Annotated in this window: 15 protein-coding genes; 11 read left to right on the top strand and 4 right to left on the bottom strand. The window is 48.2% G+C overall.

The window, feature by feature from the left end; translation table 11 throughout:
• Positions 1-45 precede the first annotated feature (45 nt).
• Complete coding sequence (locus KDK17_RS17705) at positions 46-1242, bottom strand: hypothetical protein (protein WP_257288696.1); 1197 nt, start codon at positions 1240-1242, stop codon at positions 46-48.
• Positions 1243-1711: 469 nt separating this feature from the next.
• Here KDK17_RS17705 and KDK17_RS17700 point away from each other — a divergent pair, with 469 nt between their 5' ends.
• The gene (locus KDK17_RS17700; protein ID WP_257253628.1) at positions 1712-3322 is read left to right on the top strand and encodes an AbgT family transporter; all 1611 of its coding nucleotides are present in this window, start codon (positions 1712-1714) and stop codon (positions 3320-3322) included.
• Between the two features lie 247 nt (positions 3323-3569).
• Positions 3570-3944: an STAS domain-containing protein gene (locus tag KDK17_RS17695; RefSeq protein WP_257253626.1), complete on the top strand. Its 375-nt coding sequence runs from the start codon at positions 3570-3572 to the stop codon at positions 3942-3944.
• 25 nt (positions 3945-3969) lie between these two features.
• Here KDK17_RS17695 and KDK17_RS17690 read toward each other — a convergent pair whose 3' ends face one another.
• The gene (locus tag KDK17_RS17690; RefSeq protein WP_257253625.1) at positions 3970-5229 is read right to left on the bottom strand and encodes a uracil-xanthine permease family protein; all 1260 of its coding nucleotides are present in this window, start codon (positions 5227-5229) and stop codon (positions 3970-3972) included.
• Positions 5230-5372: 143 nt separating this feature from the next.
• Positions 5373-5999 carry a uracil phosphoribosyltransferase gene (gene upp / locus KDK17_RS17685; RefSeq protein WP_257253624.1) on the bottom strand — a complete coding sequence of 209 codons (627 nt, stop codon included), beginning with the start codon at positions 5997-5999 and terminating at the stop codon, positions 5373-5375.
• Positions 6000-6286: 287 nt separating this feature from the next.
• Between upp and KDK17_RS17680 the strand changes: the two genes are divergently transcribed.
• Positions 6287-6844, top strand: a complete 558-nt coding sequence (locus tag KDK17_RS17680; RefSeq protein ID WP_257279794.1) for a hypoxanthine-guanine phosphoribosyltransferase — start codon at positions 6287-6289, stop codon at positions 6842-6844.
• 50 nt (positions 6845-6894) lie between these two features.
• On the opposite strand, the gene KDK17_RS17675 is transcribed toward KDK17_RS17680, so the two are convergent.
• A complete protein-coding gene (locus KDK17_RS17675) occupies positions 6895-8319 on the bottom strand; it encodes a hypothetical protein (protein ID WP_257288695.1) in 1425 nt (474 codons plus the stop codon).
• Between the two features lie 242 nt (positions 8320-8561).
• On the opposite strand from KDK17_RS17675, the gene KDK17_RS17670 reads away from it, so the two are divergent.
• From KDK17_RS17670 to KDK17_RS17635, 8 genes are all read left to right on the top strand, one after another.
• Positions 8562-8852: a PA4642 family protein gene (locus KDK17_RS17670; RefSeq protein WP_257253619.1), complete on the top strand. Its 291-nt coding sequence runs from the start codon at positions 8562-8564 to the stop codon at positions 8850-8852.
• A 104-nt stretch (positions 8853-8956) separates the two neighbouring features.
• Positions 8957-9361 carry a rhodanese-like domain-containing protein gene (locus tag KDK17_RS17665; protein WP_257253617.1) on the top strand — a complete coding sequence of 135 codons (405 nt, stop codon included), beginning with the start codon at positions 8957-8959 and terminating at the stop codon, positions 9359-9361.
• A 159-nt stretch (positions 9362-9520) separates the two neighbouring features.
• Positions 9521-9913 (top strand): cytochrome b562, encoded by a 393-nt coding sequence (locus tag KDK17_RS17660; protein WP_257253616.1) that lies wholly within the window; start codon positions 9521-9523, stop codon positions 9911-9913.
• Positions 9906-10400 (top strand): cytochrome b/b6 domain-containing protein, encoded by a 495-nt coding sequence (locus KDK17_RS17655; protein WP_257253615.1) that lies wholly within the window; start codon positions 9906-9908, stop codon positions 10398-10400. The genes KDK17_RS17660 and KDK17_RS17655 overlap by 8 nt, the downstream gene beginning before the upstream one ends.
• A gap of 569 nt (positions 10401-10969) precedes the next feature.
• Entirely contained in the window at positions 10970-11578 is a 609-nt protein-coding gene (locus KDK17_RS17650) for a DUF2796 domain-containing protein (protein ID WP_257253614.1), read from the top strand.
• A 1-nt stretch (position 11579) separates the two neighbouring features.
• The gene (locus tag KDK17_RS17645; RefSeq protein WP_257253612.1) at positions 11580-12329 is read left to right on the top strand and encodes an ABC transporter ATP-binding protein; all 750 of its coding nucleotides are present in this window, start codon (positions 11580-11582) and stop codon (positions 12327-12329) included.
• Complete coding sequence (locus KDK17_RS17640; protein ID WP_257253611.1) at positions 12329-13591, top strand: ABC transporter permease; 1263 nt, start codon at positions 12329-12331, stop codon at positions 13589-13591. Before KDK17_RS17645 ends, KDK17_RS17640 begins: the two co-directional genes overlap by 1 nt.
• 13 nt (positions 13592-13604) lie before the next feature.
• Positions 13605-14141 carry a DUF3299 domain-containing protein gene (locus KDK17_RS17635; protein WP_257288694.1) on the top strand — a complete coding sequence of 179 codons (537 nt, stop codon included), beginning with the start codon at positions 13605-13607 and terminating at the stop codon, positions 14139-14141.
• Positions 14142-14268: the final 127 nt, after the last annotated feature.

Raw genomic sequence — 14268 nt, 5'->3', positions numbered from 1 at the left:
ATACAGCATTGTAAAAATGGAACTATATGAAAGAGATTAATCCACTCACTCTTTGCTGTTTTTAGCACTCTTCATATCAGTAGCCTGCTTGAAGAATTCAGTGAAACCGTCCTGAATACTCTGAAGCTCTTCATAGATAAATGATTGATTTCTACCACGATAACCCTCCGTTTTGATCAGCTCTTCCAGATCATCAAAACGTGCCTGCAGATCAATACTGTCACTGATCAGCCTTTTCGCTTGGGCATCTCTTTCCTTACAACCTTCCCAGAACGTCTCACAGAATAGGTTGGTAGATTTAACACTGCTATGAAGCTGCTTCAACTCATTCACATCTTCCTGTTTCGCAGCAACTGCCGGCTGCTCAGGCCACACCCATCCACACATCCAGCTGCCAACCATTCTGGCAGTTTCCTTCATTTTGGGAACTGCGTATTTGCCAACGACGACTGCCAACATCAGTGTCCCACCTATCGAAGCGGTATTTTTGACTACTGGATGGCAGCCTGCTGCATAGAGTGTCGCATAGCCACAGTCGTGAGCCAGAAGGGAAGGCGTGAAATATTGAATATAATGTCCGGGATAACCGGTTTTTGAAAAAACTTCCTGAGCAAAATCAATACAATTAAACCCAATCAATTTATATAAACAACTTTCCTCTTTTTTTTCGCAAGCATCGGTGTATTGCGAGATGTATTTCTCCACATCCAAAGCCTCTTTCCGGGAAATGAAGAAAGTGACTTTAGGGATATGATCAATACCTTTAAGGTCTTTATAGCTCTCGACTTCATCCAACACGTGCACAGAGTCTTCATAAGAATACAATCCACGAAAAATCTCACTAGATCCATTAACCGATAAGATAGCTCTCTCGGACACACTGCTGGCTGGCTTAACCTCTTGAAAAAGTAAAGAAGTATATGCAGAGTGCTTTTCCAGCTCATCAGACTCTTCTTGCATCTCCAATGGTGAAACTTCTTGTTCAATGGTCACATGAGGCCTGTATGGATAGAGACCACGGGCAATGTTGACGCCTCTTTCTTTGTTTTCAAGCCTGACAAAACTATGGCCATAGTCGAGGTAAACAGTCAGTTTACAGGGAAGGTCTTCCTCCCTTGTCACATTGCGAGTATTGAAAGCTGCCGAACTACCTGATGCGCCCCTTGAATGAGGCGCATTGCCTGTATCCATTGGCCTGGGAGGTTGACCGTCTGTGTGAGATTTATTACGCCCGGCGTTCATGCCCGCACTCCTTACCTACAAAATTACTTCCTAAGTATAATCAAGGCGTTACAGGCTCTGACCATTCATCGACAAGATGACCTTACTCACGATTAGCTGCACTGAGGAAGATTTACTTGCCATGCTCACCTCTAAAAGATCCCCGTCACTGGCATAACAAGGGCATAAGCTTTTCAATTTACTTGACCAACGTCTTTTAAAATAAGATTCAAACCAAATAAAAAATAAATATTTATAACTAAATTTGTAAAAAAATCCTGTTTCAGAGTATCATGCCGGCCGATTTTCTGGGAAATTAGTCCAGCTTATCTTTTTGTCAGGGCCATTTGCCTGACTTATCCGTCGCACTTATTCGCTAAAAGACCACAACCACAACCATTTAACGAATGAGTGTTACTTATGGTCAGGCTGTCAAAACTAAAAGTAAAGACGCTGGCTAAAACCTACTAAAACTGTTTGGAGCGGAAGTATGTCGTACCAGTCCGAAACTCTCCCAACAGGTGATGCAAATAACAGCAACAATAATCGCACCGCCTTTGACCGTTTCCTCGCTACTGTAGAGTGGCTGGGTAACCTGTTACCCCATCCAATCACCCTGTTTGCCCTGTTTGCTGTTGGTATTGTTATCATCAGTGGTATCGCCTCATGGGCAGGTCTGAGTGTTGTTGACCCCCGTCCGGAAGGCGTTGCAGGCCGTGCAGCAGATGGCATGATTCATGTCGTTAACCTGCTGACAGGTGATGGTCTGCGAATGATTGTGACCAAGCTGGTCACCAATTTCACCGGCTTTGCGCCTCTGGGCACCGTGCTGGTAGCGCTCATGGGCGTGGCTATCGCAGAACACTCCGGATTGCTCAGTGCACTGGTTCGCTCACTGGTGATGAAGGCATCCCGTAACACCGTAACCATGATCGTTGTGTTTGCCGGTATTCTGTCCAATACTGCTTCTGAGCTGGGCTACGTGGTTGTTATTCCTCTGGCGGCGATGATCTTCCACTCGCTGGGAAGACACCCTCTGGCCGGTCTGGCTGCCGCTTTTGCCGGTGTTTCCGGTGGCTATAGCGCCAACCTGCTGCTGGGTACCGTTGACCCACTGCTGTCCGGCATCACTGAAACTGCCGCCAGAATGATTGACCCGGCTTATGTCGTAGGTCCTGAAGCTAACTGGTACTTCATGTCTGTCAGTGTCTTCCTGATCACCTTCGTGGGTACCTGGGTCACTAATAAGATCATTGAGCCTCGTTTGGGCCAGTATAACGAATCGGAAGCTTCTGTTGATCTTTCTGAAGACAAAATGGAAGAAGTCACTGACCTTGAGAGGCGCGGCCTGAAACGGGCCGGACTGGCATTGCTGGTCTTGGTGGGTGTGATGGCTCTGACCATTGTTCCAGAGTGGGGCGTACTCAGACACCCTGAAACAGGTGCTGTTGCAGGCTCTCCATTCCTGAAGGGCATTGTTGCCATGATTCTGATCTTCTTTGCGATTCCTGGCTTTGTCTACGGTAAAACAGTAGGCACCGTCAAGAATGACAGAGACGTGATCGACTGCATGTCCAAGAGCATGAGCACCATGGGCATGTACATTGTCCTGGTATTCTTTGCTGCTCAGTTTGTCGCTTTCTTCGGCATGACCAACCTGGGAACCATCTTTGCGGTGCTGGGTGCCGAGTTCCTCCAGAACATCGGCCTGACCGGACCACTGCTGTTCGTCGTCTTCATTCTGATGTGTGGTTTTGTGAACCTGATGATTGGCTCCGCTTCTGCCCAGTGGGCCGTTACTGCACCCATCTTTGTGCCAATGTTGATGCTGGTGGGCTACGCTCCTGAAGTCATTCAAGCCGCATACCGTATCGGTGACTCAGTCACCAATATCATCACGCCAATGATGAGTTACTTTGGCCTGATCGTTGCGTTTGCTTCACGCTATAAGAAAGACCTCGGCATTGGCACCCTGATCTCCATGATGCTGCCTTACTCCATGTTCTTCGTGATTGGCTGGAGTGTATTGTTCTTCGTCTGGGTCTTTGTAATGGGCCTGCCGGTTGGACCTGGCTCAGCGACTTTCTACAGCGCTGGCTAGCCCTCTGATATGACATTTAAAAAGGGGTGATAGTGCACCCCTTTTTATTGCTCAAAATTCATTGAGAAAAGTCAGCAGATCTAAAACCTGCTGCCCCACTGGAATAGCCACACCCACCAAAAGACCTACCAGCAAAACCTGCTCATCTGAAATTGTCAGCAATACTGTCAAGCTTGTTATACCACTTCCTGCCAATAGGTCTTAGGATATCCTCCAACAAAACAGCCATTTTTAAAGGAGTAATACTATGGCTTTATCCATCAATCTGGAAGATCACTACAATTACACCCTGCTGGAAGTAGAAGGTAAAGTGGACGCCGTTACCTCACAAATGCTCGATCGCGCTATCGAAGCCGCCACCTTTGAGGGTAATCGTCATCTGATCCTGGACTGCTCACAGCTATTCAGTATCAGCAGTGAAGGCCTGAGAGTATTACTCAACACTCGAAATACATTAACACTGCTTCACAGCCTCACGCTTTGCAATGTTTCAAGACCTATTCGATCATTGCTGGATCTGACGGGTGTCTCCCGATACATCGCTATTGCCAATGATCTGGATGAAGCTGAATCCATGCTATTTGAATCTGATGCCGAGCTGGACAGAATCAATGTAAAATAAGCTTGTCCGGCAGGAACACTTGAATTCAGACATCTGAAGACTGAAACTTATCTTCCTTGTCGGCATGAGGCAGTATCGCATTCAGTAAAACGGCAGTGATGGCACAGAGGCTGACCCCTTTCAGAGTGAACCCATCAAACGACAAAGCCAGATTACCAATACCAAACACCAGAACAACTGAGACAATCACCAGATTGCGAGGTTTACCCAGATCCACCTGAGCCTTGATCATGGTACTCAGGCCGACAACGGCAATAGAACCGAACAGCAACATCATGATTCCTCCCATCACCGGCGTTGGAATCGTAGCCAGAAAGCCACCGATTTTGCTGATAAACGCCACTGCAATGGCTATAACTGCAGCCCAAGTCATGATTTTAGGGTTGAAAGCTTTTGTCAGCATGACCGCACCGGTGACTTCTGAATAGGTAGTATTGGGAGGGCCACCCAACATTGCAGCAGCAGAAGTAGCAAAACCATCGCCCATCAGGGTATTTTTCAGACCGGGCTTTTCCAGGTATTTCTTTCCGGTAACCGAACTGATCGCCAGCATATCGCCAATATGTTCAATGGCTGGAGCAATAGCCACCGGCACCATAAACAGGATGGCATTCCAGTTAAACTCCGGGGCTGTGAACGCGGGAATAGCAAACCATGGACGATCAATGACCGGCTGAAAATCGACAACTCCCATAAACAACGCAACAATATAGCCAGCACCGATTCCACACAAAACCGGAATCAGTTTAAAGATACCACCGGCCATAGTGGAAATGGCCAGTGTTGCCACCAGAGTGACGCCCGCCAGCAACAGAGAGGTACTGTCGTCAATCGAGGAACTGTCACCGCCACTGGCCATATCAACGGCAACTGGCGCCAGCCCAAGACCAATGACCATGATCACCGGCCCCACTACCACTGGCGGAAACAGTCGATAAAGGATACCGCTGCCCCTAAGGCGAATGATGAAGCTGAGCACTACATAAAACAGGCCCGCTGCCACCATACCACCCAGGGTTGCAGGCAGCCCCCAACTTTGAACACTAAAGGTAATGGGCGCAATAAAGGCAAAAGAAGAGGCCAGAAAAATAGGCACCTGTCGCTTGGTACACAACTGGAATATCAGAGTACCAATACCCGCGGTAAAGAAAGCAACATTGGGGTCCAGCCCTGTCAACAAGGGCACCAGTACCAGAGCACCGAAGGCGACAAACAGCATCTGTCCCCCCATCAGGATCTGCCGCCATGCCGGCATCCTATCATCTGACAGGTTTATATCAGTCATAATTAGCCTCTTATAAATTGAAACTCACACAGAATCCGAAGCCTCTGAAGAAAGCCCGGATCATTACGACGGAAAAATAAACGACAAGGAATTTTTATCTTAACTACTGATTACTTACTGCATCCCTGAAAGCTTTCTCAGCACTATTTGGTTCCGAAGATTTTATCTCCGGCATCACCCAGACCCGGCATGATATAGCCATGCTCATTCAGACAATCATCCACTGACGCAGTAAAGAGAGTGACATCCGGATGTGCTGCAAGCACTTTCTCGATACCTTCCGGAGCCGCTACCAGCACCAGACAGCGAATTTCCCTACAGCCAGCTTTCTTGAGCATATCGATAGTAGCAATCATAGAACCACCGGTAGCCAGCATAGGGTCCAGCACCAGGGCAATGCGCTCATCGATGTCCTTAACCAGCTTTTCGAAGTAAGGAACCGGCTCAAGAGTTTCTTCATCCCGATAGAGACCTACGACACTGACCCGGGCACTCGGCACCAGATCAAGCACTCCGTCCATCATACCCAGACCTGCTCTGAGGATGGGTACAATAGTGATTTTCTTACCTTTGATCTGTTTGACAGTGACGTCTCCGGCCCAGCCATGAATCACATGATCTTCCAGCTCAAAGTCTTTGGTCGCTTCATAAGTCAGCATCGACCCCACTTCATTAGCCAGTGTCCGAAACCCTTTTGTACTGATACCCTTGGTGCGCAAAATGCCCAGCTTGTGCTGTACCAGAGGGTGCTTGATTTCACGTACACTCATGTCAGTTACCGATGCCTTCCAGTTAATACTGAATCTACCCACTTCACGGGCATAAACGGTCCTATTTTTACACAGCCTCTGCGACCCCACCTACAAGTTTTTCTCACACCCAACCAGAGTGAAGCTATAACTTGCTGTTCACATCTAATCTAGGTATCGTTGCCCTCTTTTTTAGACGGTTCAACTTTTGTCTACACTGCCTCGAATCTTGTCCACCAAAAAGGTCTGGAGAAGCCAGTCGTTAGCCAATGACCCGTTACCAGTAATTACCACGAGGTTCCCATCCTATGTCTGTTGATCTCGACCATATACAGCAAGTCCTCGACGAGGCAGACTGCCTTTACAATGAACAACAGATAGAAGAAGCCATCAAGAACATGGGCAGCGCTATTACTGAACAGCTGTCCAGCAGTAATCCACTGGTTTACTGCGTAATGAATGGTGGCATGGTCATTACTGGAAAGCTGCTGACCCACCTGCAGTTCCCCCTGGAAGCCTCATACGTGCACGCCACACGCTACCGTGATCAATTAACCGGTGGCCACCTGGACTGGAAAGTTCGCCCTTCACAGGACATGAAAGGCAGAACGATTCTGATCGTTGATGACATTCTTGACGAGGGTCACACTCTGGACGCTATTGTCGACTTCTGCAAGGAACAGGGTGCAGAGCAGGTTCTGACTGCTGTTCTGGTTGACAAGCTGCACGACCGAAAAGCACGCACCGGCCTCAAGGCAGACTTCTGCGGTCTTGAAATTGAAGATCGTTACATTTTTGGTTACGGACTGGATTATCAGGGTTACTGGCGGAATGCCAACGGCATTTTTGCTTTGAAGGGCCACTGATCACTGAGTCAACTGAACCAGTTTACCTGGAAACCTGACAGCAAACTGGTTCAACGATTTTTAATTCCGGTAGAGTTCATTCTTCCCTGCAGGCTTTTCTTGAGCGCCGCACGCTCCCGTTCAACGTCCTTAGGAACGGCCTTGCGCTCTTCAAGCACTTCCTTCTCTTGATGTTTTCGCCCCCTGCTAATTTCATCTATCTCTTTTTTAAAATCCTTTCCCTGACTGGCCTCAGCCTTAATATAAATAGCAGCGTAGTATTCTCGCTTTAGTGCAGCCCTGTCACTGGAATAAGCCTTAACCTTGCCTTCAAGAACCTTTAACTCTCCTTCAAACTTATCTCTCTGCTTACTGAGTGAGGCCACCACTCGCTTTTTGACCGACTGTTTCTGCTCTGGAGTCAATGACTTGTTGTCATTAATTTCAGCAAGCCGCTGTCGGGCCATGTTATTGATCGTCTTAAGCTTGTCTTTCAAAGCCGGGATCTCAAAGTCCCTCCTATGCTGATGCTCCCTTTTCTGGACAGCCAGCTCTTCTTTTTTATCCACTACGGCTTTGCTCAATTTTGTTATTTCTGCCCGGTACTCATTATATTTCTGACTAACTTTCTTATTAGCCTTCTGCTGAATGCCCTGCATCTGGCGGTCGAGTTGTTGATGGCGGAACTCAATTTTCTCCGATGCCGCGGAATCAACCCTTAGCTTCAGGGATCGACTTAGCTCCCTGATTTCCCCTTTCAGCTCGGCTCTCTTGTCTTGTGTACTTCTTAACTCTCTTACATCAGAGTCGTAACTCTGGAAACCGGCATCATTATTGAATGCGTCTCTGAAATTGTTCAACATTTCCTTTCGTTCATTAAAAAGTTGTGCCTTGGAAAAGTCGTAGGTTTTTCCATCCGGGGCCGGAAACTTACCCTCTTTAGGAGGGGCTTCCCTCCTGTCATAAAGTTCCAGTGATTTGGCGTACTTTTGATCAAAATCCACCAGTTTTTTCTCAAGGGCATTGGCTTTTCCTTTGAGCTCGGCCAATTGCTCTACCTTGTCATTTCTGGTGGTAAGATCCTGCTTCAAACTTTTATTGCGAACACCATCAATCAATTCCCGTGGCACAGGCTTCCAGTTTTCGTGCTTGAAGAAACGCTTCAACTCTCCATAAACATGAGCCACCTTTTGCTTCAGGACTCGTTTGACATTGACCTTATCCGGGCTGGCAGTGCCTGATGACTCTTTTTCTAAGTGCTTTTTACCCTCTACTGCTTCGCCCTTGCGTTCATGGAGTGAAGTGTCCGGAGGAACTGACTGCTGCAACTCGCTATGCAATGGTGGAGAGGGAGGCAAATAGTTCGGATGATTACGCACTTCGACACTGCGATTCAGGCCTTGGGCTTTTGGACCAGCTTTCTCTATAACCTCATGAGAACCCTGCTGACCCGTCTGTATCGGACTTTGCCCCCCTACTGAACCTGTTACTGACATCCCTGCTTCCTCTTAAATCTTTCAGTCTATTCCTTTATATATTTAAGTATCATCCATAGTTGAGATGCTTATTCGAAGAATTTATATCATTTCGGAATAATTCAGTGCACCTGACCCGCTATAAATGCCTTATCCGCCACATTTCCGACAATCCTGATAAAAGCATTGAGATATAGGTTCCTGAAAGTTTAAAACCCATCGTGTACAATGCCGTCAAATTGTCAAAGCTATCGGGTATAACAATGAAAAAAGACAAACAGAAAGTCATTGGCGAAGAACTGAGTGATGAACGAATCAAAGAGCTGCTTACCCTTGAGCCACCTGCCGGAGTGGACCGAGCCTTACACATTCTGACCCGTGCTTATCGTGCACTTCGGGCCGGAGACTTCGAACGATTCCTGCACTTTTACTCGGAAACAGGTCTGGAGATAAACCCTGTCACACCAGAGGGTCGCACGTTTCTGTCGGTCCTGGAAACACATCATCACGCCTCACCCTATATCCAGGCTTTAAAGAACTTCGGAGCCAGCTAACACACACTTCTGAACGACCATCTATACTCTGGGCTTTAGCAGTAAAATGGAGAAGCCCCATGTTAGGTAGATGGTTCAGATGCCCTCTTGTGCTGGCTAGCACTATGATCCTGTTGAGCACCACATTGGTAGCATCAGAGAACACGGCTGTGGAAGACAAGCTCTCGACTTACAGTAAGGACTACCCAGCCATTTCATACCCCAACCTGCGAAAAGCAATGGATGCTGGAGAAGTGTTTGTGCTGGATACCAACAGGGCTGATACCTTCATCAAGGGTCATCTGCCAGGCGCCTACTCACTGGCAGACAAAACCACACTGGAGAGCCGACTCCCTACCCTAAAAAATTACCCCATTGTTGTTTATTGTGGTGGCCCACAGTGCACGTCCTGGTTTGCCGGTGCTGACTTTGCTGCGGCCCGGGGTTATACCAACATCATGCACTTCAAAGGGGGCCTGAAAGACTGGCAAGAGCAGGGGGACAATCTGGCAACAGGAAAAGCAAACTAATTTTATGCCAGTAAAAAATGTACGGAAATAGATAGATCTTTTTATGACATGCCATTAATTGACAGTGCCCTTAAATCGAAAAGTTTACACAACTGTCCTTCTTATTTCTCGCCAGAATCATTATGATGCCCGAGTGAAATATTTATACGGAAAGTTTCGATGAAATCGCTTGCCAAAGCCCTCTTTATACCACTGGTACTGTCCGCTTTATTCATGGCATCAATGCCTGCTTCTGCACATCACGCAGGTCATTCCGACCAGCTGAACGCTGAGATGAAAAAAATGGGCTTCAATTTCAAACGCTCTGGCTCAGCTAAAACCATTGAAGACATGCAAAGCTATGTAACTGAATTCCGTGAACAAGCAGAAAACGCCAGAGAGACCGGCTACTCTGACGCGCCTGAGGCATTCCAGAAAGGTATTGATCAACTGCTGACCGGTCTGGCAGGTGTTCAGGCAGCCCTCGATCAAAAAGATCTGGATCTGGCCAAACAAAGAATGAAAAAACTGAATGATATCAGAAAGAAATACCATCGAGAGTTCAATGTCTGAAAGGTTTCGATGGCCACGTGCCGTTCAGTTGATTCACTGGACGGTTGCAGCGCTCTTTTTCAGTAACTATTTCCTGGTTGAAGGGGGGGAACAGTACCATGAATATTCTGGCTGGATCATCCTTGCCCTGATAGGACTCAGACTATTCTATGGCTTGACTTTCGCCCCCGCACCCGCTCGCATTGAAGACATCAAACCCTCGTTCTCGGGCATCAAGCGTCACCTTCATGAGCTGAAAACCCAACAGCGGGGAGAAAATGGCCACAACCCGATGGGCGCTATTGCAGTCTGGCTGATGTGGATTATCCTGGCTCTGGCTGCGGTTACCGGGTGGCTGCAGGATACCGACTTCGGCTTTGAGCACGGTGTCTACGAATGGCACTCCATGCTAGTGAATGGCCTTTACTACTTTGTTGGCGTGCACTTACTGGCAGTACTGATTACTTCCTGGCTAACTCGTCGCAATCTGATTAAAACCATGCTCTAATTCGAAAAACTCATATCAAGGCGCACGGTAAACAGTTCGGTTAAACGCAAATGACTGCGTTTTATAGCATTGCTTTTTGTTAGCGCTTTAGAGAATAATTCGGGCAATGATGACACAGGTCTCGACAACACGACTGAATGCTAACCATAAGCCTTATAAACACTGCCCACAGAAACAGACCGAATCTTCTTCGATTCTGTCTGGTTTCTGTCGTTTATTTATTAGTTGTCCAATATTCCGTCAGTCACACACACAATACCCATAAAGACTTCAGCTCAAACTATCAGAGTCTATTCCAGCAACTCTCTCTGAATGATCATGCCGATCACTGGCATTGGGACCAGCATCACTCAGCAGGCTGTCAGCTAACAGCCCAGGCGCCTCCGTCTCTGGGCCTGTGTACTGTAGAAAGCAGGTTGTTCGTTCCCTACAACGTTGTAGAAAGAACCCGTTCCGTTTCTTGGGAAACCCCCACCAAAAGACTGACCCGAGCCCCGCCGGCCTTTATCTGATGTCACCAATCAACCAAAAAACCTATTTTTCAGATAAATAATCCGACGAGTGACTTTATGCACACTTTTACCAAACTGGCTGCCGGTATTGCCTGCGGAGTTCTGTCCCTGACTGTTTCTGCCGCTGACGGAGAGCAGCGCCACGTTGACGCTCATGTTCACGGACAGGGTGAACTCAACTTTGCAGTCGAAGGCTCAGAAGTCCACCTGGAACTTACAATGCCTGCCAACGATGTATTGGGCTTCGAGACTGTTACTACCGATAAACAACGCCACCAGCTCCATGAGGCTTTAAAAAAACTGGAAGCTGCCAACCTCTGGAGCATGACCCCTGCCGCCTCCTGCAAACTGGTCAGCGCCAGGGCGGCAACAAGCTCTGCTGATCGCCAGCATGATGATCATGACGAGCATGTATCTCACGATCATCACGATGAGCATGCATCTCACGATCATCATGATGAACATGGTCACAAAGGGCATAGCGGGCATATGGACATTTCAGCCACCTACGTCTTTGAGTGTGGCAATCCCGGTCAGCTAAACATCATCAACACCTCAATCTTCGAAGTGTTCGAGCGCAGTAAATCCTTAAGTGTTCAGGGCTTTACCCAGAAAGGTCAGACGGCTGCCGAAATGACCAAAAGCAACCCAGAGGTTCGCTTCTAAAATGACTGACTCCCGCTCCCACGTTATTGAACTCAATGCTATTGAGTTCAGCTGGAAAGCAGGAATACCTGTTCTGGATATTCCTGAACTGACTGTATTCAGAGGTGAAAAGGCTTTTGTCAGAGGCCCTTCGGGCTCCGGTAAAACCACTTTATTGGGACTGCTCGGCGGCGTCATTACAGCGGAGCGGGGACAGGTTAAAGTACTAGAAAACGACATAAGTCGTTTTTCACCGGTACAGCGCGATCTCTTCCGCGCTGATCATATTGGCTTTATCTTCCAGATGTTCAATCTGATCCCCTATCTCTCTGTGATTGAGAACGTTACTCTGCCTCTGAGTTTTGCCAAACAGCGCAAAAGCAATCTCGCCAGTATGGCTGACAGTGAACAGGATGAAGCAAGACGTCTTCTCAGGCATCTGGAACTGGACGAATCCTTACTCCATCGTCCGGTCACTGAACTGAGCATTGGACAGCAGCAGCGTGTAGCGGCTGCCAGAGCTTTAATTGGCAAGCCTGACCTGATCATTGCCGACGAGCCCACATCAGCCCTGGACACGGACACCCGGGAAGCGTTCATCAATCTGCTGTTCGCAGAATGTGAAGCAGCGGGGAACACTCTGTTGTTTGTCAGCCACGACCAGAGCCTTGAATCGTTATTTGATCGCAGCATAGTGCTTAATGAAATCAACCGGGCCAGTCAGCCTCCATCGCCTGCCTCTCCCACCAGCAAAGCAATAGAGGTGGACTGATGTCGATTTTAGGCCTGGCTTTGAAGAGTCTTAAAAACCGAAAAACAACCGCCCTGCTGACGATATTCTCTATTGCTGTCAGCGTAGCTCTGCTAGTGGGCGTTGAACGTATAAGGGTCGAAGCTAAAAACAGCTTTACCAACACCGTTTCAGGTACCGATTTGATCGTGGGTGCAAGAAGCAGCTCCATAAATCTTCTGTTGTATTCTGTTTTCCACGTTGGCAATGCCACCAACAATATCACCTGGCAGACTTATCAGGATCTGACGTCTGACCCTAACGTTGCCTGGTCTGTTCCCATTTCTCTGGGCGATTCCCATCGCGGCTATCGGGTTGTAGGTACAACCCATGACATGTTTAATCATTTTCGATACGGTGATGACGAATCACTGCAATTGTCCAGGGGTCAGCCTTTCAAGGCCTTGTACGACGCTGTTCTTGGAGCTGAAGTCGCTGCCAGCCTTGGCTATGAGATCGGTGACAACCTTGTTCTGAGCCACGGCGTGGAAAGTAAGAGCCTGCTGTCACACGACGACAAACCTTTCACGGTTTCAGGCATTCTCAAACCAACAGGCACTCCCACGGACAGGATAATTATGATCTCCCTTGAGGGGATCGAAGCCCTCCACATCGACTGGGTAAGCGGTGCCCCACCCATTGCCGCATTCTCGGTTTCCGCAGATCAGACGCTGGCTATGGATCTTCAGCCTGCCAGTGTTACCGCCTATTTTGTCGGCCTGAAATCCCGTATTGGCGCTTTCCGCTACCAGAGGAAAGTGAATGAATACCGTCAGGAAGCCATGACTGCCATTCTGCCCGGCGTTGCCCTCCAGGAGCTCTGGCAACTGGTGAGCACCGCAGAAAAAGCACTCCTGGTCGTTTCCGTCATGGTAGTACTGGCTGGTCTGATGGGCATGCTCACTACGATCCTCTCTTCTCTGAATGAAAGGCGACGTGAGATGGCCATTCTTCGCTCTGCAGGGGCAAGACCCATCCATATCTTCACCCTGATGATTACTGAATCTGTCATTTATGCAGTAGCCGGAACCCTGCTAGGCTTCCTTATACTGTATGGACTGCTGCTCGCCATTCAGCCTGTTGTTCAACAAGTTCTGGGGCTGCACCTGGCCATCAGTGCACCTGGGATCTTTGAATGGTCTCTGGCTGGAATAATCATTTCCTGTGCCATTGTTCTGGGCATGATCCCAGCCTGGCGCGCCTATAAAAACTCACTTGCTGATGGTCTGACCATAAGAGTCTAAAAAGGAAATCGTCATGAAAACAGGAAAATCCCTTATACTGACGACACTGCTCACCTTGCTGCCAGCAGTCGCCGTTCAGGCCAAGCCGGTGGAAAAGCCAACAACCAAAGCAGACGCCATAGAAATCACCTGGGACGAGCTGATGCCTGCACCGGATCAGCAAGTCATTAACAATTACCAGGCCGGAGAAATGGGGAGAGATGAGGTCATCGCCTACCTGGATAAGCTGGGCCAGACGCCGGTTGTAAAGCTGGACAAGCGCACGGTAAGAATCCCGGGATACCTCGTGCCACTGAACCTGGATAAAGATCAAAGAGCGACAGAGTTGTTGCTGGTACCAACAATGGGTGCCTGCATCCACGTACCGCCACCACCACCTAATCAGACCGTTTATGTGAAATTCAAAGAAGGCAAAGGGGGTATCAAAGTCGAGGAGGCAGGCTACACCCCATACTGGCTGGTAGGTACTTTGCGTGTCGAGACCACTCAGTCCGAGTATACAGAGACCCTGTATTCCATAACTGTTGACTCGCTGGAAGTCTACAAATAAGACAACCTGTTTCGGTTAAGAACCCCCTGTTTAGAAAAACAACAGCGGTTCTTAACCACTAGCAGCCTGTCAGACTTAAGCGTCCGTAGCGAGGATTGCAAGAAATTGAGGATAAAAATTTCTGCTT

Source organism: Endozoicomonas sp. SESOKO2, assembly GCF_024606245.1.
Taxonomy (GTDB): domain Bacteria; phylum Pseudomonadota; class Gammaproteobacteria; order Pseudomonadales; family Endozoicomonadaceae; genus Endozoicomonas_A.
The sequence above is the reverse complement of the archived record's forward strand: the minus strand, read 5'-3'. Positions and strand labels throughout refer to the sequence as shown.

What these genes read in the sequence shown, in the direction of transcription:
- KDK17_RS17705 (WP_257288696.1), bottom strand. Translation starts at nt 1,242, where the DNA reads ATGAACGCCGGGCGTAATAAATCTCACACAGACGGTCAACCTCCCAGG.
- KDK17_RS17700 (WP_257253628.1), top strand. Translation starts at nt 1,712, where the DNA reads ATGTCGTACCAGTCCGAAACTCTCCCAACAGGTGATGCAAATAACAGC.
- KDK17_RS17695 (WP_257253626.1), top strand. Translation starts at nt 3,570, where the DNA reads ATGGCTTTATCCATCAATCTGGAAGATCACTACAATTACACCCTGCTG.
- KDK17_RS17690 (WP_257253625.1), bottom strand. Translation starts at nt 5,229, where the DNA reads ATGACTGATATAAACCTGTCAGATGATAGGATGCCGGCATGGCGGCAG.
- upp (WP_257253624.1), bottom strand. Translation starts at nt 5,999, where the DNA reads ATGAGTGTACGTGAAATCAAGCACCCTCTGGTACAGCACAAGCTGGGC.
- KDK17_RS17680 (WP_257279794.1), top strand. Translation starts at nt 6,287, where the DNA reads ATGTCTGTTGATCTCGACCATATACAGCAAGTCCTCGACGAGGCAGAC.
- KDK17_RS17675 (WP_257288695.1), bottom strand. Translation starts at nt 8,319, where the DNA reads ATGTCAGTAACAGGTTCAGTAGGGGGGCAAAGTCCGATACAGACGGGT.
- KDK17_RS17670 (WP_257253619.1), top strand. Translation starts at nt 8,562, where the DNA reads ATGAAAAAAGACAAACAGAAAGTCATTGGCGAAGAACTGAGTGATGAA.
- KDK17_RS17665 (WP_257253617.1), top strand. Translation starts at nt 8,957, where the DNA reads ATGATCCTGTTGAGCACCACATTGGTAGCATCAGAGAACACGGCTGTG.
- KDK17_RS17660 (WP_257253616.1), top strand. Translation starts at nt 9,521, where the DNA reads ATGAAATCGCTTGCCAAAGCCCTCTTTATACCACTGGTACTGTCCGCT.
- KDK17_RS17655 (WP_257253615.1), top strand. Translation starts at nt 9,906, where the DNA reads ATGTCTGAAAGGTTTCGATGGCCACGTGCCGTTCAGTTGATTCACTGG.
- KDK17_RS17650 (WP_257253614.1), top strand. Translation starts at nt 10,970, where the DNA reads ATGCACACTTTTACCAAACTGGCTGCCGGTATTGCCTGCGGAGTTCTG.
- KDK17_RS17645 (WP_257253612.1), top strand. Translation starts at nt 11,580, where the DNA reads ATGACTGACTCCCGCTCCCACGTTATTGAACTCAATGCTATTGAGTTC.
- KDK17_RS17640 (WP_257253611.1), top strand. Translation starts at nt 12,329, where the DNA reads ATGTCGATTTTAGGCCTGGCTTTGAAGAGTCTTAAAAACCGAAAAACA.
- KDK17_RS17635 (WP_257288694.1), top strand. Translation starts at nt 13,605, where the DNA reads ATGAAAACAGGAAAATCCCTTATACTGACGACACTGCTCACCTTGCTG.